This window comes from Rhodococcus aetherivorans, assembly GCF_011058165.1.
Taxonomy (GTDB): domain Bacteria; phylum Actinomycetota; class Actinomycetes; order Mycobacteriales; family Mycobacteriaceae; genus Rhodococcus; species Rhodococcus aetherivorans.
Genome location: NZ_JAALEG010000097.1, coordinates 1 through 22,330, shown reverse-complemented (window position 1 = coordinate 22,330; position 22,330 = coordinate 1). Strand labels below are relative to the sequence as shown.

General features: G+C 71.2%; 21 protein-coding genes. 1 reads left to right on the top strand and 20 read right to left on the bottom strand.

Annotated features, from left to right (window positions below):
* Positions 1 to 368: 368 nt before the first annotated feature.
* The 19 genes from tyrS to infC form a co-directional block, all read right to left on the bottom strand.
* Entirely contained in the window at positions 369 to 1,646 is a 1,278-nt protein-coding gene (gene tyrS / locus G6039_RS25955) for a tyrosine--tRNA ligase (RefSeq protein ID WP_029543887.1), read from the bottom strand.
* 7 nt (positions 1,647 to 1,653) lie between these two features.
* Complete coding sequence (locus tag G6039_RS25950; RefSeq protein ID WP_029543889.1) at positions 1,654 to 2,271, bottom strand: DNA-3-methyladenine glycosylase; 618 nt, start codon at positions 2,269 to 2,271, stop codon at positions 1,654 to 1,656.
* Between the two features lie 2 nt (positions 2,272 to 2,273).
* Positions 2,274 to 2,507, bottom strand: coding sequence for a Trm112 family protein (locus G6039_RS25945; RefSeq protein ID WP_006936479.1), 234 nt, complete (start codon positions 2,505 to 2,507; stop codon positions 2,274 to 2,276).
* Between the two features lie 43 nt (positions 2,508 to 2,550).
* The gene (locus G6039_RS25940) at positions 2,551 to 5,514 is read right to left on the bottom strand and encodes an AMP-binding protein (RefSeq protein ID WP_006936480.1); all 2,964 of its coding nucleotides are present in this window, start codon (positions 5,512 to 5,514) and stop codon (positions 2,551 to 2,553) included.
* A 127-nt stretch (positions 5,515 to 5,641) separates the two neighbouring features.
* Positions 5,642 to 7,063: an argininosuccinate lyase gene (gene argH, locus G6039_RS25935; RefSeq protein ID WP_043799656.1), complete on the bottom strand. Its 1,422-nt coding sequence runs from the start codon at positions 7,061 to 7,063 to the stop codon at positions 5,642 to 5,644.
* Between the two features lie 122 nt (positions 7,064 to 7,185).
* The gene (locus tag G6039_RS25930) at positions 7,186 to 8,385 is read right to left on the bottom strand and encodes an argininosuccinate synthase (RefSeq protein WP_006936483.1); all 1,200 of its coding nucleotides are present in this window, start codon (positions 8,383 to 8,385) and stop codon (positions 7,186 to 7,188) included.
* Positions 8,386 to 8,444: 59 nt separating this feature from the next.
* The gene (locus G6039_RS25925; protein ID WP_006936485.1) at positions 8,445 to 8,960 is read right to left on the bottom strand and encodes an arginine repressor; all 516 of its coding nucleotides are present in this window, start codon (positions 8,958 to 8,960) and stop codon (positions 8,445 to 8,447) included.
* 11 nt (positions 8,961 to 8,971) lie between these two features.
* Entirely contained in the window at positions 8,972 to 9,901 is a 930-nt protein-coding gene (gene argF, locus G6039_RS25920; RefSeq protein WP_006936487.1) for an ornithine carbamoyltransferase, read from the bottom strand.
* Between the two features lie 4 nt (positions 9,902 to 9,905).
* Positions 9,906 to 11,093, bottom strand: a complete 1,188-nt coding sequence (locus G6039_RS25915) for an acetylornithine transaminase (protein ID WP_006936489.1) — start codon at positions 11,091 to 11,093, stop codon at positions 9,906 to 9,908.
* Positions 11,090 to 12,034: an acetylglutamate kinase gene (argB, locus tag G6039_RS25910; RefSeq protein WP_043799644.1), complete on the bottom strand. Its 945-nt coding sequence runs from the start codon at positions 12,032 to 12,034 to the stop codon at positions 11,090 to 11,092. The genes G6039_RS25915 and argB overlap by 4 nt, the downstream gene beginning before the upstream one ends.
* A complete protein-coding gene (gene argJ, locus G6039_RS25905; RefSeq protein WP_043799640.1) occupies positions 12,031 to 13,287 on the bottom strand; it encodes a bifunctional glutamate N-acetyltransferase/amino-acid acetyltransferase ArgJ in 1,257 nt (418 codons plus the stop codon). Before argJ ends, argB begins: the two co-directional genes overlap by 4 nt.
* Positions 13,284 to 14,357: an N-acetyl-gamma-glutamyl-phosphate reductase gene (gene argC / locus G6039_RS25900; RefSeq protein ID WP_043799637.1), complete on the bottom strand. Its 1,074-nt coding sequence runs from the start codon at positions 14,355 to 14,357 to the stop codon at positions 13,284 to 13,286. Before argC ends, argJ begins: the two co-directional genes overlap by 4 nt.
* 60 nt (positions 14,358 to 14,417) lie before the next feature.
* The gene (locus tag G6039_RS25895; RefSeq protein WP_043799634.1) at positions 14,418 to 14,804 is read right to left on the bottom strand and encodes a hypothetical protein; all 387 of its coding nucleotides are present in this window, start codon (positions 14,802 to 14,804) and stop codon (positions 14,418 to 14,420) included.
* 28 nt (positions 14,805 to 14,832) lie between these two features.
* Complete coding sequence (gene pheT / locus G6039_RS25890; RefSeq protein WP_043799631.1) at positions 14,833 to 17,322, bottom strand: phenylalanine--tRNA ligase subunit beta; 2,490 nt, start codon at positions 17,320 to 17,322, stop codon at positions 14,833 to 14,835.
* Positions 17,323 to 17,375: 53 nt separating this feature from the next.
* Complete coding sequence (pheS, locus tag G6039_RS25885; RefSeq protein WP_006936501.1) at positions 17,376 to 18,446, bottom strand: phenylalanine--tRNA ligase subunit alpha; 1,071 nt, start codon at positions 18,444 to 18,446, stop codon at positions 17,376 to 17,378.
* A gap of 108 nt (positions 18,447 to 18,554) precedes the next feature.
* A complete protein-coding gene (locus tag G6039_RS25880) occupies positions 18,555 to 19,367 on the bottom strand; it encodes a TrmH family RNA methyltransferase (protein ID WP_043799626.1) in 813 nt (270 codons plus the stop codon).
* Between the two features lie 55 nt (positions 19,368 to 19,422).
* Positions 19,423 to 19,809 carry a 50S ribosomal protein L20 gene (gene rplT / locus G6039_RS25875; protein WP_003937964.1) on the bottom strand — a complete coding sequence of 129 codons (387 nt, stop codon included), beginning with the start codon at positions 19,807 to 19,809 and terminating at the stop codon, positions 19,423 to 19,425.
* Positions 19,810 to 19,873: 64 nt separating this feature from the next.
* The gene (gene rpmI / locus G6039_RS25870; RefSeq protein ID WP_006936506.1) at positions 19,874 to 20,068 is read right to left on the bottom strand and encodes a 50S ribosomal protein L35; all 195 of its coding nucleotides are present in this window, start codon (positions 20,066 to 20,068) and stop codon (positions 19,874 to 19,876) included.
* An 89-nt stretch (positions 20,069 to 20,157) separates the two neighbouring features.
* A complete protein-coding gene (infC, locus tag G6039_RS25865) occupies positions 20,158 to 20,817 on the bottom strand; it encodes a translation initiation factor IF-3 (RefSeq protein ID WP_029543898.1) in 660 nt (219 codons plus the stop codon).
* Positions 20,818 to 21,174: 357 nt separating this feature from the next.
* Here infC and G6039_RS25860 point away from each other — a divergent pair, with 357 nt between their 5' ends.
* A complete protein-coding gene (locus G6039_RS25860; RefSeq protein ID WP_006936509.1) occupies positions 21,175 to 21,528 on the top strand; it encodes a DUF1844 domain-containing protein in 354 nt (117 codons plus the stop codon).
* A 22-nt stretch (positions 21,529 to 21,550) separates the two neighbouring features.
* On the opposite strand, the gene G6039_RS25855 is transcribed toward G6039_RS25860, so the two are convergent.
* Positions 21,551 to 22,330: pyruvate kinase (locus tag G6039_RS25855; protein WP_241258910.1), on the bottom strand; the 780-nt coding region annotated here is incomplete at its 5' end.

Genomic DNA, 22,330 nt, shown 5'->3' with positions numbered 1-22,330 from the left:
CAGACGGAAGAATGCGGCAGCCAGCAACAACCACCCCCCGAAAAGAGGGGCGGTCGCACCAAAAATATTTTGGCACTGACATTCATCGGCACACTGTTGAGTTCTCAAAGAACACGCACACACCATCGCTCCGCGCCTTCGCGCCTTGCTCCGGGGCAACCGTTCTAGCCTAACACTCTGAACTCGCGGACGCAAACACTGTCTGCGATCTTCGTGTTGACTGCTCGACCGATCAGGGCGCAACCGCTTTCCGTACCTCTCGGTCCGGGTCGGCGTCCGTGTCGCTCGAACGACGACAAAGTTACGCCACCGCTAACGGGCCGTCAAATCCGCAGGTCAGCGGCCCGTCGGCGGTGGCGGCAGTGCGCTCAGCCGCGTTCGACTCGCACGCCGGCGAAGTTGCGCTTGCCTCGCCGCAGGACAAGCCAGCGGTCGTGCAGCAGATCCGCGCTCGACGGGGTCCACTCCTCGGATGAGATCCGTTGGTTGTTCACGGAGGCACCCCCCTCCTTGATCGTGCGTCGGGCAGCGCCCTTGCTCTCGCACAGGCCGGTCGCGACGAGCAGGTCCACGATCGTGCCGGGCTGCCCGTCGTGCACTTCCGCGACGGAGGCCTCTGCCAGCGCGGCCGAGAGGGTCGCTTCGTCCAGGTCCGCCAACTCTCCACGACCGAACAGCGCCCGGCTCGCAAGTTCGACCGCCCGGGTGTTGGCCTCGCCGTGAACGAGGGTCGTCATTTCGGCCGCAAGGCGGCGCTGCGCCTCGCGCGCCTGCGGCCGCTCGGCCGTCGCCGTCTCGAGTTCGGCGAGTTCGTCCTGATCCAGGAACGTGAACCACCGCAGGTACTTCACGACGTCGGCGTCGGCGGCGTTGACGAAGTACTGGTACCAGGCGTACGGCGTGGTCATCTCCGGGTCGAGCCAGAGGCTTCCGCCGCCGGTGGATTTCCCGAACTTCTTGCCGTCGGCCGAGGTGACGAGCGGGACGGTGAGCGCGTGCACGGCGGCACCGTCGGTCCGTCGGTTGAGCTCGACGCCCGCGATGATGTTGCCCCACTGGTCCGACCCCCCCACCTGCAGCGTGCACCCGTGCTCGCGACGCAACTGCACGTAGTCGTTGGCCTGCAGCAGCATGTAGCTGAACTCGGTGTACGAGATGCCGTCGCCCTCGAGCCGGCGCTTCACCGTGTCGCGAGCGAGCATGACGTTGACGGAGAAGTGCTTGCCGATATCGCGGAGGAAGTCGACGACGCTGAGCGAGGAGGTCCAGTCGGCGTTGTTCACGACGATCGCGCTGGTCGGCGACTCGTCGAAGTCCACGAACCGCTCGAGCTGACCGCGGATGCGTTCGGCCCATTCGGCGACCGTGTCCGCCGAGTTCATGGTCCGCTCCCCTACCTCCCGCGGATCTCCGATCATGCCGGTAGCGCCGCCCGCCAGCACGATGGGCCGGTGGCCCGCTCGCTGGAAACGCTTCAGGGCCAGCAACGGCACGAGGTGACCGGCATGCAGACTCGGCCCGGTGGGATCGAATCCGGCATAGAGCGTGACCGGGCCCGCGGCGAGATCGCGGCGGAGTGTGTCGAGGTCGGTCGATTGGGCGATCAGTCCACGCCAGGTCAGTTCGTCGAGGATGTGCTCAGTCACCGCTCGATCATCCCATCCGACGGGGAGCGGCCGGCGCGCGCGGGCTGCGCCGGTACGCCGACACCCCCACGGCGCCGGGGATCCACAGCCGCCACGGTCGTTTGGCCGCGACACTGATGCCCACGCGTGGGCCCGACGCGACCCGGTCGACGTCACCCAGAGTGAGTTTCGCGGTTGCGCCCTCGTCGAGCACATCGATCCCGTTGTCCGCCAGCGTCAATCCCAAGGCGGCCGCGAGGTTGCCGGGTCCGCGGGCAAGGTTCGGTGCGGGAGTCCCGGCCGTTCGCCGGGAACGGACGATCTCCTCCCCCGCGACTACTTCGGCACCTCGCAGCAGTACCGCCGCGGCCACTCCGTCGGGCCCCACGGAGATGTTCGCGCAGTGGTGCAGCCCATAGCTGCGGTAGATGTAGAGATGGCCGGCAGGGCCGAACATCACCGCATTCCGCGGCGTACGTCCCCGGTAGGAGTGCGCCGCCGGATCGGGCCAGGGACCGTCCTCGGGCCCGCCGTAGGCCTCGACCTCCGTGATCCGCAGGACCACCTCGCCCGCGCACAGCGTGGCGCCGAGGATCGTGTGCGCCGCAGTCAGCGGGTCGACCCCGGTGAGCCGCTCGAACGCCACGCTCAGTCCGCCACCCGGTCCTCGGTCCAGCCGGCCACGCCGCGCGCGACGAAGTCCTCGTGTTCGGCCTCGGTCACCGCTCGGGCCTCGTCGACGAGGAGGACGGGGATGCCGTTCTCGATCGGATACGCGCGGCGCAACCGCGGGTTGTAGAGAACCGAATCGTCCACGAGGAGCAGCGGCCCCTTGTCCTGCGGGCAGGCCAGGATGCTCAGCAGCGTGGGATCGACAGCCACGGTGGTCCTCTCGACGGTGGTGCGGGACTCGGACGGCCCCAGGCTACCGTGCGCCCGGTGCCGGACCTGTGCCGACGCCGGTGAATCTCGCCGCGACCGCTTTGGTGAACCGCTTGTAGGTTCCGGTCGCCGGGTCGGCGAACCACGACCGCACGGTCGGCTTCGGCAGGCCCCGCGCCGGCAGGTCACCGGACATCGGCCGATACGTGGGCCCGAGTGCGATGTGCGGCACGACATGGACCAGGTCGGGCCGTTCCGGAGCGGGAACCGCGTCGAGTGCCGCCGTGATCTCGGCGGCGCTCGGCGCGCGGTTCTCGCGCAGGGTGCACGCGGCCACGGCGACTTCGGTGTCTCCGGTGCGCACGCCGTATACGACGCAGAGATCGACCCGCGGGATACCGCCGAGGGCATCCACCACCGGCTGGCCGTACACCGGTCCGTGCGGGGTGCGGATGACACTGTGCTTGCTGTCGAGCAGCCAGTAGTCACCGTCCTGGTCTCGTCGGAAGAGGTTCTCGGTGGGCACCCACACGTCGCCGAGTTCGAACACTCCCCGCATGACGCCGGGCAGCGCTTCCGTCGACGCGCTGGGCCGGCCGAGCAGGAGGCCGACCTCGCCGGCGGCGCTCTCGCGGACGAAGCCCCGCGCGTCCTCCACCAGACGCCCGGTGGTCGGGTCCCACGCCGCCAGGCGTGCCTCGGCGCTGCCGGGCAGCGGCCGTCCCTTGCATCCGATCTTGGCACCCGAGACGTTGGCCAGGACGATCTCGCCGTCGGTGGAGGCATAGAACTCGAGCACCTGGGCGGGAGCGAAGCGTTCGAGGGTCCGCCGCCACAGGCCGGGCGTCATGCCCGAGCCGATGAAGAGGCGGACGGGGTGGATCTCGTCGATGTGCAGTGCCGGGCTGTCGAGGACGTCCCGCATCATCGCCCAGGTGTAGGTGACGACGGTGACGCCGTAGCGGTGCACTTCCTCGCTGAAGCGGGCGGGGTCCAGGCCGTGGGACAGGGCTATGCGGCAGCCGCCGGCGAGCGCGCCACCGAAGCTGACCAGGAGACCGGACGAATGATGAAGCGGGGCAAGGCAATACACCGTGTCACCACGCCCCAGTGCGGCGGCGGTGGCGGTGCCGAAGGCCGAGAGCGCCCATCGGTGGTTGGAGATCTGACGCATCTCCAGGGTGTCGCCGCTCCCGGTGAACAGGAGGAAGGCGAGTTCGCGCGCGACGCCGGGGTCGGGCGCATACCAGCCGGGGAGTTCGACCGTGGTGATGTCGAGGTGTTCGAGATCGACGACGTCGGCGCCGGCCGGGATGTCCAGTTCGCGGATGCTGCCACCACCGAGGACCAGGGCCGGGATGCCGGTGGCGATCGCCTGCTGGAGGTTCTCGGGATCGGTGATGATCTTCTGGACGGCGCCCAACCGGATGGCCTCGTCGAGGTCGGGGCCGGGCGGGAGCAGGACCGACACCGCGCCGATGCGGGAGACGGCCGTGACCGCGGCCATCGCACTGGGACGGGTGTCCATGAGGACACCGATGTGGGCGGCGGGGCGGACACCGGAGTGCACCAGCCCGCGCACCACGTTGTCGATCCGCCGATTGACGTCGGCGAAGGTGTAGACGCGGTCCTCGTAGATGAAGCACTCGCGGTGCGGCCCCTTGCGGCACTGCTCCGTCAGGACGCCGGCGAGCGAGATGCGGGTTCGTGGCTGAATCTGTCCGAGCCGGGCCAGGCGCGGAAGGGCCCGGGCCGCCTCCCCCGACAGCTCCCGGGCCCCGCGCACCGTTTCGGAGGCCAGGTCGGCGATGCCCTTGCCGACCTCCACACCGACCTCGGCGATGGTGGCGACGGTGTGGGTGAGGCGGGCCGCGACGGACACCCCGGTCTCTCCTTCTGCGTGGAGCTCGGGGATCGCCATCCGGCCGACGCCGACCGGCCGGTCGCCGTGCCCTTCCCGCCACTGCACCCATTCGCCGACGGCGGGCCAGGTCTGCCGCGCCGCGGTGCCGCCCACGACGAGCCCGAAATGGCCTGCGCGCAAGGAGTATTCGAACACCTGAGCCCGGGGGGCGGCCTTGCGTATGCCGCGCACCGCGAGGGGCTGCCCGATGTCGTCCACCTCGCCGACGAACGCGAGGATGGGGCAAGTGATCTCGGCCAGGCTCACGGCCCGGTCGTTGATGACGAAGCCGCCGCTGACCATGCGGTTGTGCACGATGAACTGGCGAAGCAACTCGGCCACTGCAGGACCGGACCAGGCCACCCACCCCTCCGTGTCGAGGAAGCGGCGCTGAGGTTCGCGCGGCAGGAGGGCTTCCCGGTCGTGCAGCTGCATGAGGAACTCGATGCGCGAACGCACGGTCTTGACGGGGTCGAGGAATTGGAAGCCTGTCTTGGCCATCCACCCGGTGATGGCGAGCCGGTTGAAGACGTGGTCGGCGAGGAAGTCGGCGGCCCGGACGGCGACGCCCTCGGGAATCCCGAACGGCAGGGCGGCCAGGGTGTCCACGGGGCTGCCGAAGGTGATCAGGCTGGCGACGTGCCGACTGCGGCGGTAGGCCGCGGCCTGATAGCAGAACATGCCGCCCTGCGAGTACCCGGCCAGGTGGATGTCCCGGCCGGTGTATTCGTGCACGTGATCGATGATCTCGTCGAGGGCGATGATGTGGTCGGTGAGGGTGCGGTCCCACCCGCCTTCTTCCCGGTCCGGGGAGCCGAAGTCGACCACCCAGGGGTCGAGACCCATCGAGTGCAGGATGCCGACGGCTCCGGTATCGCGGGTGACGTCGTAGACGTCCGCCGACATCATCATCGGGGGGACCAGCACCACCGGAGCAGCATTCTCGGCGGCGTCGGATTCCGGGTAGTAGTGCCGCAGCCTGTACATGCCGGTCCGCTCGACGATCTGGAACGGCGACGGTGTCGCCCCCGTTTCCAGACCGCCGTGACGGACCACCTCGAGGCCGTTCTGCGCGGTCGCCACCACGCGCCGCAGGGGCCCCATCACCGATCCACCGCCCAGTGCCACGAACCTCTTCCCATCCGCCGAGTTCTGCGTGTGTCCACCCTGTCAGGAATGACAGCCTGCCACATTACGTCGAGGCGATGGCCCTGTTCACCGAGCGGGCCGGTCAGCTGCGCACCCAGTCCCGCAGCGCGCGAGCGGCGGCACGAACTCCGTCGAGCTGTTCACCCACCCGGGCGCCCGCGGTGCCGCCGCGGGCGTTGCGGGAAGCGATGGAGCCCTCCACGGTGAGCACCTCGCGGACCTGCGGCGTCAGCGCGGGGTCGACCGCCGTCAGCTCGTCGTCGGTGAGTTCCTCGAGGCCGACGCCGCGCGCCTCCGCCGCGCGCACGCACGCCCCGGCCGCCTCGTGTGCGACGCGGAACGGGACACCCTGGCGCACCATCCACTCGGCGATGTCGGTGGCGAGGGTGAATCCGGCGGGTGCCAACTGGGCCATACGATCGGTGTGGAAGGTCAGGGTGGACACGAGACCGGTGATCGCCGGCAGCAGCAGCTCGAGCTGCAGGACCGAGTCGAACACCGGCTCCTTGTCCTCCTGCAGGTCCCGGTTGTACGCCAGCGGTTGGGCCTTGAGGGTGGCGAGCAGGCCGGTGAGGTTGCCGATGAGGCGACCTGCCTTGCCCCGGGTCAGTTCCGAGACGTCCGGGTTCTTCTTCTGCGGCATGATCGACGATCCGGTGGACCACTCGTCGGCGAGGGTGATGTAGCCGAACTCCGGGGTGCTCCAGAGGATGACCTCCTCCGCCATGCGGGAGAGGTCGACCGCGATCATGGCGAACACGAACGCGGCCTCGGCGGCGAAGTCGCGCGCGGAGGTGGCGTCGATCGAGTTCTCGGCGGCGGAGTCGAAGTTCAGTTCTGCCGCGATCGCGTCGGGGTCGAGGCCGAGGGAGGAGCCGGCGAGCGCTCCCGAGCCGTACGGGGACACCGCCGCACGCGCGTCGAAGTCCCGCAGCCGCTGCACGTCGCGCAGCAGCGGGTGGGCGTGCGCGAGCAGGTGGTGCGCGAGCAGTACCGGCTGTGCTGCCTGCAGGTGGGTCTTGCCCGGCATCACCGCGGCGGGATGCGCGGCGGCCTGGTCGGCGAGGGCGTCGACGACGGCGAGGACACCGTCGGCGATACGTCGCGCCGCGTCGCGCAGCCACATCCGGAACAGGGTGGCGACCTGATCGTTGCGGGAGCGGCCGGCTCGCAGCCGGCCGCCGACGTCGGGACCGACCCGCTCGATGAGCCCACGTTCGAGGGCGCCGTGGACGTCCTCGTCGGACTCGGCCGGGGCGAACGCGCCGGAGGCGACGTCGGCGCCGAGCCGGTCGAGGCCGTCGAGCATGGTGGCGAGGTCGGCCTCGCTGAGCAGGCCGGCCTTGTGCAGCACGCGCGCGTGCGCCTTGGAGGCCCGGACGTCGTAGGGGGCGAGCGCCCAGTCGAAGTGGGTGGACTTGCTCAGTGCCGCCATGGCGGCGGCCGGTCCGGATGCGAACCGGCCGCCCCACAGGGCGCCCTCGTTGGTGCCGTGACTCTGGATGCCTTCGGCATCGTGACTCTGGATGCCTTCGGCATCGTGACTCTGGATGCCTTCGGCAGCGTGACTCCGGATGCCTTCGGCAGCGTGACTCCGGATGCCTTCGGCGTCGTGGGCGGTCATGACTACAGGCCCAGGTCCCGCTTGGCGGCGACCTTGGAGGACAGGCCGTGGATCTGGACGAAGCCCTTGGCGTTGGACTGGTCGAAGCTGTCGCCCTCGTCGTAGGTAGCGAGGTTGAAGTCGTACAGCGATTCGGCGCTGCGGCGGCCGTTGACGGCGATGTGGCCGCCGTGCAGGACGAGCCGGATGTCGCCGGAGACGTGCTCCTGGGTGTTCTGGACGAACGCGTCGAGCGCGTACTTCAGCGGCGAGTACCAGAGACCGTCGTAGACCAGCTCGCTCCAGCGCTCCTCCACGCGGCGCTTGTACCGGCCGAGCTCGCGTTCGAGGGTGACGTGCTCGAGCTCCTGGTGGGCGTGGATGAGGGTGAGAGCGCCGGGGGCCTCGTAGATCTCGCGGCTCTTGATGCCGACGAGGCGGTCCTCGACCATGTCGAGGCGGCCGACGCCTTGGGCGCCGGCGCGGCGGTTCAGTTCCTGGATGGCCTCGAGCACGGTGACCGGCCGGCCGTCGATCGCGGTGGGCACGCCCTTCTCGAAGGTGATGATCAGCTCGTCGGGGGCCTGCCAGTTGAGGCTGGGGTCCTCGGTGTAGTCGTAGACGTCCTTGGTGGGGGCGTTCCACAGGTCCTCGAGGAAGCCGGTCTCGACGGCACGGCCCCACACGTTCTGGTCGATCGAGAACGGGGACTTCTTGGTGACGTTGATCGGCAGGTTGTGCTCGCCGGCGAAGGCGATGGCCTTCTCGCGGGTCCAGGCGTAGTCGCGGACGGGGGCGATGACCTCGAGGTCGGGGGCGAGGGCGCCGAAGCCGACCTCGAAGCGGACCTGGTCGTTGCCCTTGCCGGTGCAACCGTGCGAGACGACCGTGCCGCCGTGATCGCGGGCAGCCTTGACGATGTGCTTGACGATCAGGGGGCGGCTGATCGCGGAGACCAGCGGGTAGCGGTCCATGTAGAGGGCGTTGGCCTGGACGGTCGGCAGGCAGTACTCCTCCGCGAACTCGTCCTTGGCGTCGACGACGACGGATTCGACCGCGCCGCAGTCGAGGGCGCGCTGGCGCACGACCTCCATGTCCTCGCCGCCTTGGCCGAGATCGATGGCGACGGCGACGACCTCCTTGCCGGTCTCCTTGCCGATCCAGCTGATGGCGACGGAGGTGTCCAGCCCGCCCGAGTAGGCGAGTACGACGCGATCGGCCATTGTGTTTGTGCTCCTTCTTGATTGAACTTGCGTCTATCGGTGCTCGGTGCGCGATCGGATCAGGCCAGGGATTCGATCTTCGCGGCGAGGTCGGCTCCGGTGAGGGGCTCGCGCGCGATCACCGCGATGGTGTCGTCGCCGGCGATGGTGCCGACCACTTCGGGTAATGATGCCCGATCGAGTGCGCTGGCCAGATAGTGCGCTGCTCCGGGTGGGGTGCGGAGCACGGCGATGTTGCCGCTCGAGTCGGTGGAGACCAGCAGTTCGCCGAGCAGGCGGGAGAGCCGGTCGGTGCCTCCGGACACGCCGCGGACGGGGCTCCCGTCCTCGGGGACGACGTACACGCCGGGCCCGCCGTCGGCCCCGCGGAGCTTGACCGCTCCGAGCTCCTCGAGGTCGCGGGAGAGGGTGGCGTTGGACACCTCGATGCCTTCGGCGGCCAGCAGCGCGGCGAGTTCCGGCTGGCTGCGGATCGCGTGGGTGGCGACGAGCGCGGTGATCCGGGCCTGCCGGGCCGCGCGGGTCGGGGCCGCGGCGGCGCCGGCCGGTCCGGCGCCGCTCGACGGTTCGGCCACGCTGCTCACGGTTACCGTTCGCGCTGCTCGAGCAGCCACACGAGCAGCGCCTTCTGTGCGTGGAGGCGGTTCTCGGCCTCGTCCCACACCACCGACTGCGGTCCGTCCAGGACCTCGTCGGTGACCTCGTCGCCGCGGTGGGCGGGCAGGCAGTGCAGCACGACGGCGTTCGGGTCGGCGAGCGCGAGCAGCTCGGCGTTGACCTGGTACGGGCGGAAGGGACCGACGCGGTCGAGTCCGTCGTTCTCCTGGCCCATGGAGGTCCAGGTGTCGGTGACGAGGGCGTCGGCGCCGGCGACGGCGGCGCGCGGGTCCTCGGTGAGGGTGATCCGCGCGCCGGTTTCGGCGGCGCGGGCGCGGGCCGCGTCCACGACGGCGGGGTTCGGGACGAAACCGGCGGGGGCGGCGATCGTGACGTCGATGCCGGCGGTGACACCGCCGAGCAGCAGCGAGTGCGCCATGTTGTTGGCACCGTCGCCGAGGTAGGTCAGCTTCAGCCCGTGCAGCTCACCCTTGTGCTCGCGGAGGGTGAGCAGGTCCGCGAGGACCTGGCAGGGGTGGTACTCGTCGGAGAGGGCGTTGACGAGGGGCACGGTGGCGCCTTCGGCCATCGCCTGGAGCCGGTCCTGGCCGAAGGTGCGCCAGACGACGGCGTCGACGTAGCGGGACAGGACGCGGCCGGTGTCCTGCAGGGTTTCCTCGCGTCCGAGCTGGGTGGTGCGGCCGTCGACGACGACGGCGTGGCCGCCGAGCTGGGCGATACCCATCTCGAAGGAGAAGCGGGTGCGGGTCGAGTTCTTCTCGAAGATGACTCCGACGCCGCGCGGGCCCTCGAGGGGACGGGCCGAGAACGGGGCCTTCTTCAGGGCCGCGGCGAGGTCGAGGACCTCGCTCTGCTGCGCGGGCGTGAGGTCGTCGTCCTTGAGGAAGTGCTTCACCATGGGTCTAGTTTCCTTCCTGCTGGGCGGCGTCGAGCACGCAGGGCAGCGTCGCGACGAACCCGTCGGCCTGTTCCTGGGTGAGGATCAGCGGCGGCGCGAGGCGGATGACGTCGGGGGCGGCGGCGTTGACGAGATAGCCGGCGTCCCGGGCGGCCGCTTCGACGGCGGGTGCCTTGGTGTCGGTGAGGACGATGCCGAGCAGCAGGCCGGCGCCTCGGACGTGGTCGACGAGGGGGTGCCCGAGCGCTTCGATGCCGGTGGCGATGGATTTGCCGACGGCGTCGACGTGGGCGAGCAGGTGCTGTTCGTCGATGGTGCGCAGGACGGCGAGCGCGGCGGCGGCGCACACCGGGTTGCCGCCGAAGGTGGTGCCGTGCTTGCCGGGCTGGAAGAAGTCGGCGGCCGGTCCGGTGGCGACGACGGCGCCGATGGGCAGGCCACCGCCGAGCCCCTTGGCGAGGGTCATCACGTCGGGCACGATGCCGACGGCCTGGTGGGCGAAGAACGTGCCGGTGCGGGCGATGCCGGTCTGCACCTCGTCGAGGACGAGCAGCGCCCCGCGTTCGGCGGTGATGCGGCGGGCGTGGGCCAGGTAGCCCTCGGGGGGCACGACGACGCCGGACTCCCCCATGATCGGTTCGAGGAACACGGCGGCGGTGTTCTCGTCGACGGCGGCGTCGAGGGCGTCCGCGTCGCCGTAGGGGACGAATTCGACGCCGGGGGGCATGGGTTCGAACGGGGCGCGCTTGTCGGGCTGGCCCGTGAGTGCCAGGGCGCCCATGGTGCGGCCGTGGAAGGCCTTCTCGGCGGCGATGATCTTGGGGCGTCCGGTGAGCCGGGCGAGCTTGAACGCAGCCTCGTTGGCTTCGGTGCCGGAGTTGCAGAAGAACGCCCGGCCGGGGTGCCCGAAGTGCGCGAGGAGACGCTCGGCGAGTTCGACGACGGGTCCGCTGGCGTAGAGGTTGGACACGTGGCCGAGCGTGTCGAGTTGCGCGGTGACGGCCTCGCGGATGGCGGGATGGCGGTGACCGAGGGCGTTGACGGCGATGCCGCCGAGCAGGTCGAGGTACTGCTTGCCGTCGGCGTCGGTGACGACGGCACCGTCGCCGGCGACGAGGGCGACCTTGGGGACGCCGTAGTTGTTCATCAGCGACCCGGCCCAGCGCTGCTGGAGTTCGGAGGTGCCGGTCATGAGGTGCCTTCCTGGGTGGGTGCGGTCGTCCGGGGGTGGGTGGGAGTGACCATCGTGCCGATGCCTTCCTCGGTGAGGAGTTCGAGCAGCACCGAGTGCGGCTGGCGTCCGTCGATGACGTGGGCGGTGGGCACGCCGCCGCGGACGGCCCGCAGGCAGGCCTCCATCTTCGGGACCATGCCGGCGTCGAGGGACGGCAGCAGATCGGCCAGGGCGTCGGCGTCGATGCTGGTGGCGAGGGAACTGCGGTCGGGCCAATCGGTGTAGAGGCCCTCGACGTCGGTGAGGACCACGAGCTTCTCCGCGCCGAGGGCCTCGGCGAGGGCGGCGGCGGCGGTGTCGGCGTTGATGTTGTGGACCACGCCGTCGGCATCGGGGGCAATGGTGGAGACGACGGGGATGCGGCCGGCCGCGATGAGGTCGTGGACGGCGGCGGGGTCCACGGTAGTGACGTCGCCGACGAGACCGATGTCGGTGTCCTCGCCGTCGACGACGACCGTGCGGCGGGTGGCTGTGAAGAGGTGGGCGTCCTCGCCGGAGATGCCGACGGCGTACGGGCCGTGGGCGTTGATCAGGCCGACGAGTTCGCGGCCGACCTGGCCGAACAGCACCATGCGGACGACGTCCATCACCTCGGGGGTGGTGACGCGGAAACCACCGCGGAACTCCCCTGCCATGCCCAGTCGCTTCAGCATGGCGTTGATCTGCGGTCCGCCGCCGTGGACGACGACGGGATGGACGCCGACGGTGCGCAGGAACGCCATGTCGGCGGCGAAGGCGCGCTTGAGGTCGTCGTCGATCATGGCGTTGCCGCCGTACTTGACCACGACGATCTTGCCGCGGAACTTCTGCAGCCACGGCAGGGCCTCGGCGAGGACGTACGCCTTCTGGTGGGCGGTGAGCTGCGCGATGGGATCGGTGGCCATATCGGTTCCGGTCATGACGAGTAGGCCGAGTTCTCTTCGACGTAGCCGTGGGAGAGGTCGGTGGTGCGGATGGTCACCTCGGCGTCGCCGACGCCGAGGTCGATGTCGAGGGCGATGTCGGGGCCGGAGAGGTCGACCTCGCGGGCGCCGGGGGCGCCGACACCGTCGATGCACACCGGGGAGCCGTTGAACGTGACGGAGATGCGGTTCGGGTCGAGGTCGATCGGGGCGATGCCGATCGCGGCGAGGACGCGACCCCAGTTGGGGTCGGAACCGAACAGGGCGGTCTTGACGAGGTTGTCGCGCGCGACGGTGCGCGCGCCGACGAGGGCGTCCTGTTCGCTTGCGGCGCCGCGGACGGTGACGGTGACCCGCTTGGTGACGCCCTCGGCGTCGGCCATCATCTGCCCGGCGAGGTCGTCGCACACCGCGAGGACGGCGGCGTCGAGCTGTTCCTGGGTGGGGGCGATGCCGCTGGCACCGGACGCGAGCAGCAGCACGGTGTCGTTGGTGGAGGTGGACCCGTCGACGTCGAGGCGGTCGAATGTCAGCCGGGTGGCGGCGCGCAGGGCGCGGTCGAGCTGCTCGGCGGTGGCGACGGCGTCGGTGGTGACGACGCACAGCATGGTGGCCAGAGCGGGGGCGAGCATGCCGGCGCCCTTGGCCATGCCGCCGACGTTCCACTTGTCGGCGTGGTGCAGGGCCGCCTGCTTGGGCACTGTGTCGGTGGTCATGATGGCGTAGGCGGCGTCGGTGCCGCCGGAGATGCCGCCGGCGAGTTCGTGGACGATCTCCTCCACGCCGGCGAGGACCTTGCCCATGGGCAGCCGGTCGCCGATGAGCCCGGTAGAGCACACGGCGATCTCGCCCGCACCGGTCTCGGTGCCCCAGTTGCTGAGGGTTTCGGCGACCTTCTCCGCGGTGGCGTGGGTGTCCTGGAACCCGCCGGGGCCGGTGCAGGCGTTGGCGCCGCCGCTGTTCAGGATCACCGCGCGCAGGGCGCCGGAGGTGAGGACCTGCTGCGACCACAGCACGGGTGCGGCCTTGATCTTGTTGGTGGTGAACACGCCGGCGGCGGTCAGCTCCGGACCCTCGTTGAAGACCAGCGCGAGGTCCGGGTTGCCGGAGGCCTTGATGCCGGCGGGGATGCCCGCGGCGCGGAACCCGGCGGGCGACGTGACGCCCTGGGTGCGGATCAGGCGTCCGCCGGCGATGTCGACGGCGTCGACGTAGACGTGCTCGTCGGTGGAGTGTCTGTCGATGCTCACGGGGCGACTCCCACGGTGGACAGGCCGGCGGTCTCGGGCAGGCCGAGTGCCAGGTTCATGGACTGCACCGCCGCGCCGGCGGTGCCTTTGGTCAGGTTGTCGAGCGCGGCGATGGCGACGAGGACGCCGGCGTCGGGGTCGACGGTGACGGCGAGCTGCACGGCGTTGGAGCCGAGCACCGCACCGGTGGTGGGCAGCACCCCTTCGGGCAGCACCTGGACGAACGGCTCGTCGGCGTAGGCCTTCTCGTACACGGCCCGGGCCTCGTCGGCGGTGGCCGTGGTGGGGGCTGTGCAGGTCGCGAGGATGCCGCGGGGCATCGGCGCCAGCACGGGGGTGAAGGAGACGGTCACGGCGGCGTCGGTCAGGGCGGCGAGGTTCTGCTTGATCTCCGGCGTGTGCCGGTGCGCTCCGCCGACGCCGTAGGCCCGCACCGAGCCCATCACCTCGGAGCCGAGGAGGTCGACCCTGGGGGACTTGCCGGCGCCGGAGGTGCCGGACACGGCGACGACCTGGACCCTCGGCTCGACGATGCCGGCCGCGACGGCGGGGGCCAGGGCGAGGGTGGCCGACGTGGGATAGCACCCGGGGACCGCGATGCGGGTGGCGCCGATCAGGTGCTCACGCTTGCCGGGCAGCTCGGGCATGCCGTAGGGCCAGGTTCCTGCGTGGTCGCCGCCGTACCAGCGTTCCCAGTCGGCCGACTCGGACAGGCGGAAGTCGGCGCCGCAGTCGATGACGACGGTGGTGTCGGGCAGTTGCTCGGCGATGACGGCGGAGTGGCCGTGGGGCAGGCCGAGGAACACGACGTCGTGGCCGGCCAGGGTGTCGAGATCGGTGGCGCCGAGGATGCGGTCGGCCAGCGGAAGCAGGTGGGGATGGAACTCGCGGAGCGTCGCGCCGGCGTTGCCGCCGGCGGTGAGCGCGCCGACGACGAGCCGGCCGTCCTGATAGGCGGGATGACCGAGAAGCAGGCGCAGGATTTCGCCGCCCGCGTACCCGCTGGCCCCCGCGACGGCGACCCGAATCGGTGACTGTGCGGTCGCCGTGAATTCCGGTGAGTTACCCATACGATTGATTATGCATCATCATGCAACTTCATTCATACGGGTGGGTCGGACCGGACCGGCTCACCCCTCGGCCAGCGAACGGCGGATCTCGGTCAGCTTGTCGGCGGCGGCCCGTCGGCGCTCGTCGAACTGTTCCTCGAGCGTGCGCCCCGCCGCGCTCTCGCGGGCGAGTTCCTCCGCACCGATCGCCGTGCCTGCGCGGCGTTCGATCTTCTCACGCACCGAGTCGAACGTGGGCACTCCGGCCGAGGTGTAACCGGCGGCCGCCCCCTCGGCGGGTGTCACGTCCGGCCCGACCGGGGACGGCGGGACGTCCGGCACCGACGGCGAGCCCGGTTCCGCCGGTGTCACGTCCGGGACCGACGGAGAACCGGGCTCGGCCGGGGGGACGTCGGGCACGGGCGTGTCCGGAGCGTCGGGGTCGGGGGACGACGGATCCGTGGTCATGCTCCCAGGCTACGTCCGCAGGCCCGGGTCAGTGCCGCAGTTCGGCACCGACGGCGGCGGACGCCGACGCGACGGCGGCGGCGCGGGCGGCGCTGGCCTCGTCCTCCGTGAGCGTGCGGTCTGCCGCCCGGAACCGCAGCGCGAAGGCGAGCGACTTGCGGCCCTCCCCGACCTGCGCCCCCTCGAACACGTCGAACAGGCGAATGTCCTCGAGCAGCTCGCCGCCACCCGCGCGCAGCGCTTCCTCGACGTCGGCGGCCGGGACCTCCTTGGCCACGACGACGGCGACGTCCTGCAGGACGGCGGGGAACGGGGAGACCTTGGGCGCCGGCAGCGACTCCATGATCGGCAGCGCGTCGAGGTCCAGTTCGAACGCGCACGTGCGGGCGGGCAGGCCGCCGCGCTCGAGCACCGCCGGGTGCAGCTCGCCGGCATGGCCGACGACGACACCGTCGACGAGCAGCTCGGCGCAGCGGCCCGGATGCCAGGGCAGGTACTGCGCCGCGCGGCGCTGCAGCCGCACACCGGCGGCGGCCGCGACGGTCTCCGCCGCGGCGAACGCGTCGGTCGCGTCCGCGGGCCGGCCCGGGCCCCACGGCCCGGCGGGCTCCCGCAGGCCGCACAGCACCGCCCCGACATGGACGGGCTGCGCGGGCAGCGATCCTTCGAGCAGCGCGATCTGCTCGTCGGTGGGACGCCGGTCCACCGGCAGCGGCGGCACGGGCCGGGTGCCGGGTCCGGGCAGGACGACCTGCGCGATCGCATAGAGCGACAGGTCGCGCTGGCCACGGGAGACGTTGCGGGCGAGCACCTCGAGCAGGCCGGGCAGCAGCGTCGTCGCCAGCTCGGGGCGGTCGGCCTCGAGCGGGTTGAGAACCTTGGTGGTGGTGCGGCGCGGGTCGTCGGAGTCGAGACCCCACGTGTCGAACACGTGCGCCGGCAGGAAGACGGGGGCGAGGACCTCGACGTGGCCGTCGGCGGCCAGGGCGCGGCCCACGGCGCGGCGGCGCTTCTGGCTCGGGGTCAGTCCGCGTCCGGCGGGGGCGGCGGGGAGCACGGACGGGATCTGCTCGAGTCCCTCGAGCCGCAGCACCTCCTCCACCAGGTCGGCCGGCTGGCGCAGGTCGGGTCGCCACGTGGGCGGCGTGACCACCAGCTGGCCGTGCCCGTCCGGGCCGACGCCGACCTCGACGCCACATCCGATCTGGGTGAGCCGGCGGGCGGCGGTGCCGGTCGGGTAGGAGACCCCGGCCATGCGGTCGGGCAGGTCGATGTCCATGCGGATCGAGACCGGCTCGACGGGGACCGAGATGTCGGTCAGGACCGGCTCGACGCGGCCACCGGCGATCTCCACGAGCAGCGACGCGGCCCGGTCCAGCGCCGGCAGCGCCACTTCGGGGTCGACGTTGCGCTCGAACCGCTTGCCCGCCTCGCTGACCAGCTTGTGGCGCCGCGCGCTCCGGAACACGGCCAGCGGATTCCAGGTGGCGGCCTCGAGGAGGACGTCGGTGGTGGTGCCGCTCACCTCGGTGGCGACGCCGCCCATGATCCCGGCCAGGGAGATCACGCCGGAGTCGTCGGTTATGACGACGTCCTCGGGGTCGAGGTCGCGTTCGATGCCGTCGAGGGTGGTCAGCTTCTCCCCCGCCTTCGCGCGCCGCACGACGAGCTCACCCTGGAGGGTGGCGGCGTCGAAGGCGTGCAGCGGCTGGCCGAGTTCGAGCAGCACGTAGTTGGTCACGTCGACGGCCGGGGAGATCGGGCGGATGCCGGACAGCAGCAGCCGCCGCTGCAGCCACCACGGGGACACGGCCTTGGGGTCGATGCCGGTGACCTTGCGGGCGGCGAAGCGGGTGGCGTCGGTCTCCGGCTCGAGCCGGATCGGGTAGGCCTGGCCGCCGTCGGCCGGATTGGCCACGACGTGCGCGGGGTCGGCGAACTCGAGGTCGAAGCCGCACGCGAGTTCGCGGGTCAGGCCCCGCAGCGAGAAGCAGTAGCCGCGGTCGGGGGTGATGTTCAGCTCGATGACGGTGTCGCCGAGGCCGAGCAGGTCGTTGGCGTCGGTACCCGGTTCGGCGGTGCCATCCTCGAGGACGAGGATGCCGGAGTGGTCCTTGCCGATGCCGAGCTCGGCGACGGAGCAGATCATCCCGTCGGAGACCCTGCCGTAGGTCTTGCGGGAGGCGATGGCGAAGCCGCCGGGCAGCACCGCGCCGGGCAGCGCGACGACCACGAGGTCGCCCTCGGTGAAGTTGCGGGCGCCGCACACGATGCCGCGCGGGGCGTCTTCGCCCACCTCGACCTGGCAGAAGCGGATGGGCTTCTTGAACTCGGTGAGCTCGGTGATCTCGAGGACGCGGCCGACGACGAGGGGGCCGTCGAGGCGCGCGAGGGTGTCGACCTCCTCCACCTCGAGTCCGACCCGGACGAATCCCGCATCGAGTTCCTCGGCGGTGACGTTCCACTCGGGGGTGGCCCGCTGCAGGATCTCGGTCAGCCAGGACTGCGCTACTCGCACTTGTGCTCAGCTCTTTCGGTCGGTTCGGTGGTCGGGTCTCGGGTCGGGCGGCGTCAGCCCTGCACGCCGAAGGGCATGGTGAATCGGACGTCGCCCTCGACGATGTCGCGCATGTCGGAGATGCCGTTGCGGAACTGCAGGGTGCGCTCGAGGCCCATCCCGAACGCGAAGCCGGTGTACTCGTCGGGGTCGATGCCGCTCGCGCGCAGCACGTTGGGGTTGACCATGCCGCAGCCGCCCCATTCGACCCAGCCGGCACCGCCCTTCTTGTTCGGGAACCACACGTCCACCTCGGCGGACGGCTCGGTGAACGGGAAGTAGTTCGGGCGCATCCGGGTTCGGGTCTCGGGTCCGAACAGGGCACGGGCGAACGCGTCCAGGGTGCCGCGCAGGTGGGCCATGGTCAGACCCTTGTCCACGGCCAGGCCCTCGATCTGCGAGAACACCGGGGTGTGGGTGGCGTCGAGCTCGTCGGTGCGGAAGGTGCGGCCGGGGCACACCACGTAGATCGGGATGTCGCGGTGCAGCATGGTGCGCACCTGCACCGGCGAGGTGTGGGTGCGCAGCACCTGCCGTGAGCCCTCCGGCGCGATGTGGAAGGTGTCCTGCATCGTGCGGGCGGGGTGGTCCGGCAGGAAGTTCAGCGCGTCGAAGTTGAAGTGCTCGGTTTCGACCTCGGGGCCCTCGGCCACCTCCCAGCCCATGCCGACGAACACGTCGGCGATCTGGTCGGAGATGATCGTGATCGGGTGCCGCGCGCCGGCGGGCCGGCGGTTGGCGGGCAGGGTGACGTCGATGGCCTCGGCGACGAGGACCGCGGCGTCGCGCTCGGCGAGGAGCTCGGTGCGGCGTTCGTCGAAGGCTGCGGTGACCGCGCCGCGGGCCGCGTTGACCCGCTTGCCGGCGTCGGCGCGCTGGTTGCCGGGCAGGCCGCCCAGGGCGCGCTTGGCGAGGGAGACGGGGGCCTTGTCGCCGAGGTGGTCGATCTTGGCCTGCGCGAGCGCGTCGAGGTCGGGGGCGGCGGCGAACGCGGCCAGCGCGGCCTGCGTGGACGCGGCGAGCGACTCCTCGCTCAGGGCGCTCGGATCGACTGCCGGCGGGGTGCCGCCCTCATTCTTGGCCACGACCGGTGCAACTCCTTCTTCGGGCGAACGGTGGGTGTGGTGCCACGTTCGGCGTCGAACGGATCGCGCCAGCGCAGCACCCAAATCCTAGGCGATGGCCGGGCCGCGCTAGGGCACGGCCCTGTCGGCGCGATGCTGCACGCGGGCGCTTGCGTACAGGCAGATCGACGCGGCGGTGGCAAGGTTCAACGATTCGGCGCGGCCGCGGATGGGGATGCGCACCCGGTGGTCGGCCCGCGCCGCGACCGCCGGGTCGAGGCCGTGGGCCTCGTTGCCGAACAGCCACGCCGTGGGGGCGGCGAGCAGCTCGTCGGCCTCGTCGAGATCGACCTCGCCGTCGGCGGCGGTGGCGAGCACCTGGAGTCCGGCGGCGGCGAGCGCGTCGAGGACGGTGCCGGTGTCGCGTTCACGGGCGAGCGGGAGGTGGAACACGCTGCCCGCGGAGGCGCGGACGCACTTGCCGTTGTGCGGGTCGACGCTGTCGCCGGCGAGGACCACCGCGTCGGCGCCGACCGCGTCGGCCACGCGGATGACGGTGCCGGCGTTGCCGGGCTCGGCGATCTCGACGGGCACGGCGAGCAGCCGCGGCGGCGGGGTCAGGGCCCGGGCGAGCGGCACGTCGAGCAGATCGCACACGGCGACGATGCCGGGCGGGGTGACGGTGTCCGACAGCCGGGCGGCCGCGCGCTCGGTGACGGTGGAGACCCGCACGTGTCGGCGCCGGGCGGCGCCGAGCAGATCGGGGTAGCGGGCGGCGGCGGCCTCGGTGACGAACACCTCGTGCACGACGGCGGTCGTGAGGGCCTCGCCGACGGAGTTCTCGCCCTCGGCGAGGAAACGGCCGGCCTTGCGGCGGTCGGAGGTGCGCAGGAGTTTGACAGCAGAAACGACCCGTGGGGTGCGCTCGGTGAGCGGGTCCACGGGTCGTTCCTGTGCTGGTCGGTCGTTCAGCGTCGTCTCGGCGTTCGCGCTGCGCTCAGGCGGCGTCGGCCGGCGCGTTGACGTCGGCGGGCAGCGCGGCCTTGGCCACGGCGACCAGGCCGGCGAACGCCTCGGCGTCGGAGACGGCGAGCTCGGCGAGGATCTTGCGGTCCACCTCGACACCCGCGGCCTTCAGGCCCTGGATGAAGCGGTTGTAGGTGATGTCGTTGGCGCGGGCAGCGGCGTTGATGCGGCTGATCCACAGCTTGCGGAAGTCACCCTTGCGCGCGCGACGGTCGCGGTAGGCGTAGGTCAGCGAGTGGAGCTGCTGTTCCTTGGCCTTGCGGTACAGACGCGAGCGCTGCCCGCGGTAGCCCTTGGAAGCCTCGAGGATCGAACGGCGCTTCTTCTGGGCGTTGACGGCCCTCTTCACGCGTGCCACTGATATGTCCTGTCAATCTCGGGGGGCAGTCGATCGCCCCCGGGGGTCGGTCGGGGAAAGAAGCTCAGATGCCGAGCATGCGCTTGACGCGCGGGGCGTCGACGTCGGAGACGGCGGCCTTGCCGTCGAGGCGACGCGTCACCCGGGAGGACTTGTGCTCGAGCAGGTGGCGGCGGCCGGCCTTCTGGCGCAGGATCTTTCCGCTGCCGGACACCTTGAATCGCTTCGCGGTGCCGCTGTGGGTCTTCGACTTGGGCATGGAGTCCTCAGTTCGTCGGGGATTTACTCGTGTTCGTCCGGCTTGCGCGCAGCGGCCGGCCGGGCGGTGAGCCCGGTCGACCGGCGGAGCTACGCGGTGCCGTCGCCTGCCGCGGGCTTGTCCGCGGCAGGAGCCGGCCTGGCGACGGAGGCCTGGGCGGTCTCCTGCGCCTTGGCGCGGGTCTTGGCGCCCTTGTGCGGGGCCAGGACCATGGTCATGTTCCGACCGTCCTGCTTGGGGGCGGTCTCGATGAAGCCGAGATCGGCGACGTCGGCGCCGAGGCGCTGCAGCAGCCGGAACCCGAGCTCGGGGCGGGACTGCTCGCGGCCGCGGAACATGATCGTCACCTTGACCTTCGACCCCGCCTCGAGGAAGCGCACCACGTTGCGCTTCTTGGTCTCGTAGTCGTGGTCGTCGATCTTCGGCCGGAGCTTCTGCTCCTTGATCACGGTCAGCTGCTGGTTCTTGCGCGACTCGCGCGCCTTCTGGGCAGCCTCGTACTTGAACTTGCCGTAGTCCATGATCTTGCAGACCGGCGGACGGGCGTCAGGGGCCACCTCGACCAGATCGAGATCGGCTTCGAATGCCAGGCGGAGTGCATCTTCAACACGCACGATTCCGACCTGTTCCCCACCCGGTCCGACGAGTCGGACCTCGGGAACTCGGATGCGTTCGTTGATGCGGGTCTCAGCGCTGATGGGGCCTCCTAGGTAGAGCGGTGCGGTCCGGGTGACCGCGCCGCAGCACATGGGGCCGACTTCCGACGAAAAACCCCGCCGACGGTGCTTGCGCACCGGGCGGGGTCCGAATACCGACCGGCCCGACGGACCCCACGACGCGAAGGCCGTGCGCTCTCGTCCCCCGATCACTCGGGGTGCACGCTCCCCGGATACCCCGGTGGGCGGCGGACCGGACCACTGAGCGAAGGTCATGACCAGGTCATGTGCCGCGCAGAGGTGGGAGTCGGACTCCACTTTGCTGCCCACGCGCAGAGCACGCGGACGGTCGTAACTCACAGCCTAGCAAACTTCGGGCCGTCGATCGAATCGCCGGCCGCGGCCCGACCCGCCCCAGCGGCAGCGAGGCGCGGGTGGGATCGTGGACCCATGACCGACACCCCCGATCCGACCGTGGCCGGTGACGTCCGGCACCTGGGCGAGATCCCGGCCGTCGAGGTGATCAGCCGCGCCGCCGTGATGCTCATGAGTTCCGCCGCCGAGAAGCTCGGCCTGGCCGACGAGGATCCCGAGGCCGGCACCCACCGCGACCTGGACGAGGCGCGCCGGGTGATCACCGCCCTCGCCGGGCTGGTCACCGCGTCCGTGGAGTACCTCGGCCCGCACGCCGGGCCGCTGCGCGAGGGGCTGCAGGCGCTGCAGCGGGCCTTCAGGGAGGCGTCGGCCTACCCGGACGAGCCGGGCAAGGGCCCGGGCGAGAAGTACACCGGCCCGGTCTTCTGACCCGGCCTCGGCCACCCCGGTCTCAGCGCAGCGGCACGCCCGGCTCCTCCCAGGCCCGCAGGCGCCGCAGCAGCGAGTCCTTCTTGCGTTGGTGGTCGGCCATCCGGCCCAGCACGTCGTCGAGGAAGCGCACCGCGTGGTCGACGTACGGGCCCTTGTTGAGCATCACGCACTCGGCCCGGCCCGACGCCGCGGCGTCGGTGATCTCCGCGCGCGACGGCCGGCCGGTCCGGGCGAGGGTGTCGAGGACCTGCGTCGCCCAGATCACCGGGACGTGCGCCGCCTCGCACACCCACAGGATCTCCTCCTGCACCTCGGCCAGCCGGCCGTAACCGGCCTCGACGGCGAGGTCGCCGCGCGCGATCATCACGCCGACCCGCGGCGAGTGCAGGGCCGCGAACAGGATGGACGGCAGGTTCTCGAACCCCGCCACCGTCTCCACCTTGAGGATCACCCCGAGCCGCGCGCCGCCGAGTTCGGCGAGCCGGTCCTGCAGGCGCGCGACGTCGGCGGCACTGCGCACGAAGGACAGGCTGACCGCGTCCGCGTGCGCGACCACGAACGGCAACCGGTCCAGGTCCTCGTCGGTGAGCGCCGGCAGCCGCAGCTCGGTGTCGGGCAGGTTGATGCCCTTGGCCGTCCCCAGCCGGGAGCCGCGCAGATCCGCGTCGGTGATGCGGATCCGCAGCCGCCCCGGAGCGGCCTCCTCGACGATCCCCCCGATCCGGCCGTCGTCGAAGAAGATCCGGTGCCCGATCCGGGTGTCCTCGAACACCCGGGGCAGGGTGCAGCCGATGCGGGG

What these genes read in the sequence shown, in the direction of transcription:
- G6039_RS25940 (WP_006936480.1), bottom strand. Translation starts at nt 5,514, where the DNA reads ATGGGGCCCCTGCGGCGCGTGGTGGCGACCGCGCAGAACGGCCTCGAG.
- G6039_RS25930 (WP_006936483.1), bottom strand. Translation starts at nt 8,385, where the DNA reads ATGGCCGATCGCGTCGTACTCGCCTACTCGGGCGGGCTGGACACCTCC.
- argF (WP_006936487.1), bottom strand. Translation starts at nt 9,901, where the DNA reads ATGGTGAAGCACTTCCTCAAGGACGACGACCTCACGCCCGCGCAGCAG.
- G6039_RS25915 (WP_006936489.1), bottom strand. Translation starts at nt 11,093, where the DNA reads ATGACCGGCACCTCCGAACTCCAGCAGCGCTGGGCCGGGTCGCTGATG.
- argB (WP_043799644.1), bottom strand. Translation starts at nt 12,034, where the DNA reads ATGACCGGAACCGATATGGCCACCGATCCCATCGCGCAGCTCACCGCC.
- argC (WP_043799637.1), bottom strand. Translation starts at nt 14,357, where the DNA reads ATGGGTAACTCACCGGAATTCACGGCGACCGCACAGTCACCGATTCGG.
- G6039_RS25895 (WP_043799634.1), bottom strand. Translation starts at nt 14,804, where the DNA reads ATGACCACGGATCCGTCGTCCCCCGACCCCGACGCTCCGGACACGCCC.
- rpmI (WP_006936506.1), bottom strand. Translation starts at nt 20,068, where the DNA reads ATGCCCAAGTCGAAGACCCACAGCGGCACCGCGAAGCGATTCAAGGTG.
- infC (WP_029543898.1), bottom strand. Translation starts at nt 20,817, where the DNA reads ATGTGCTGCGGCGCGGTCACCCGGACCGCACCGCTCTACCTAGGAGGC.
- G6039_RS25860 (WP_006936509.1), top strand. Translation starts at nt 21,175, where the DNA reads ATGACCGACACCCCCGATCCGACCGTGGCCGGTGACGTCCGGCACCTG.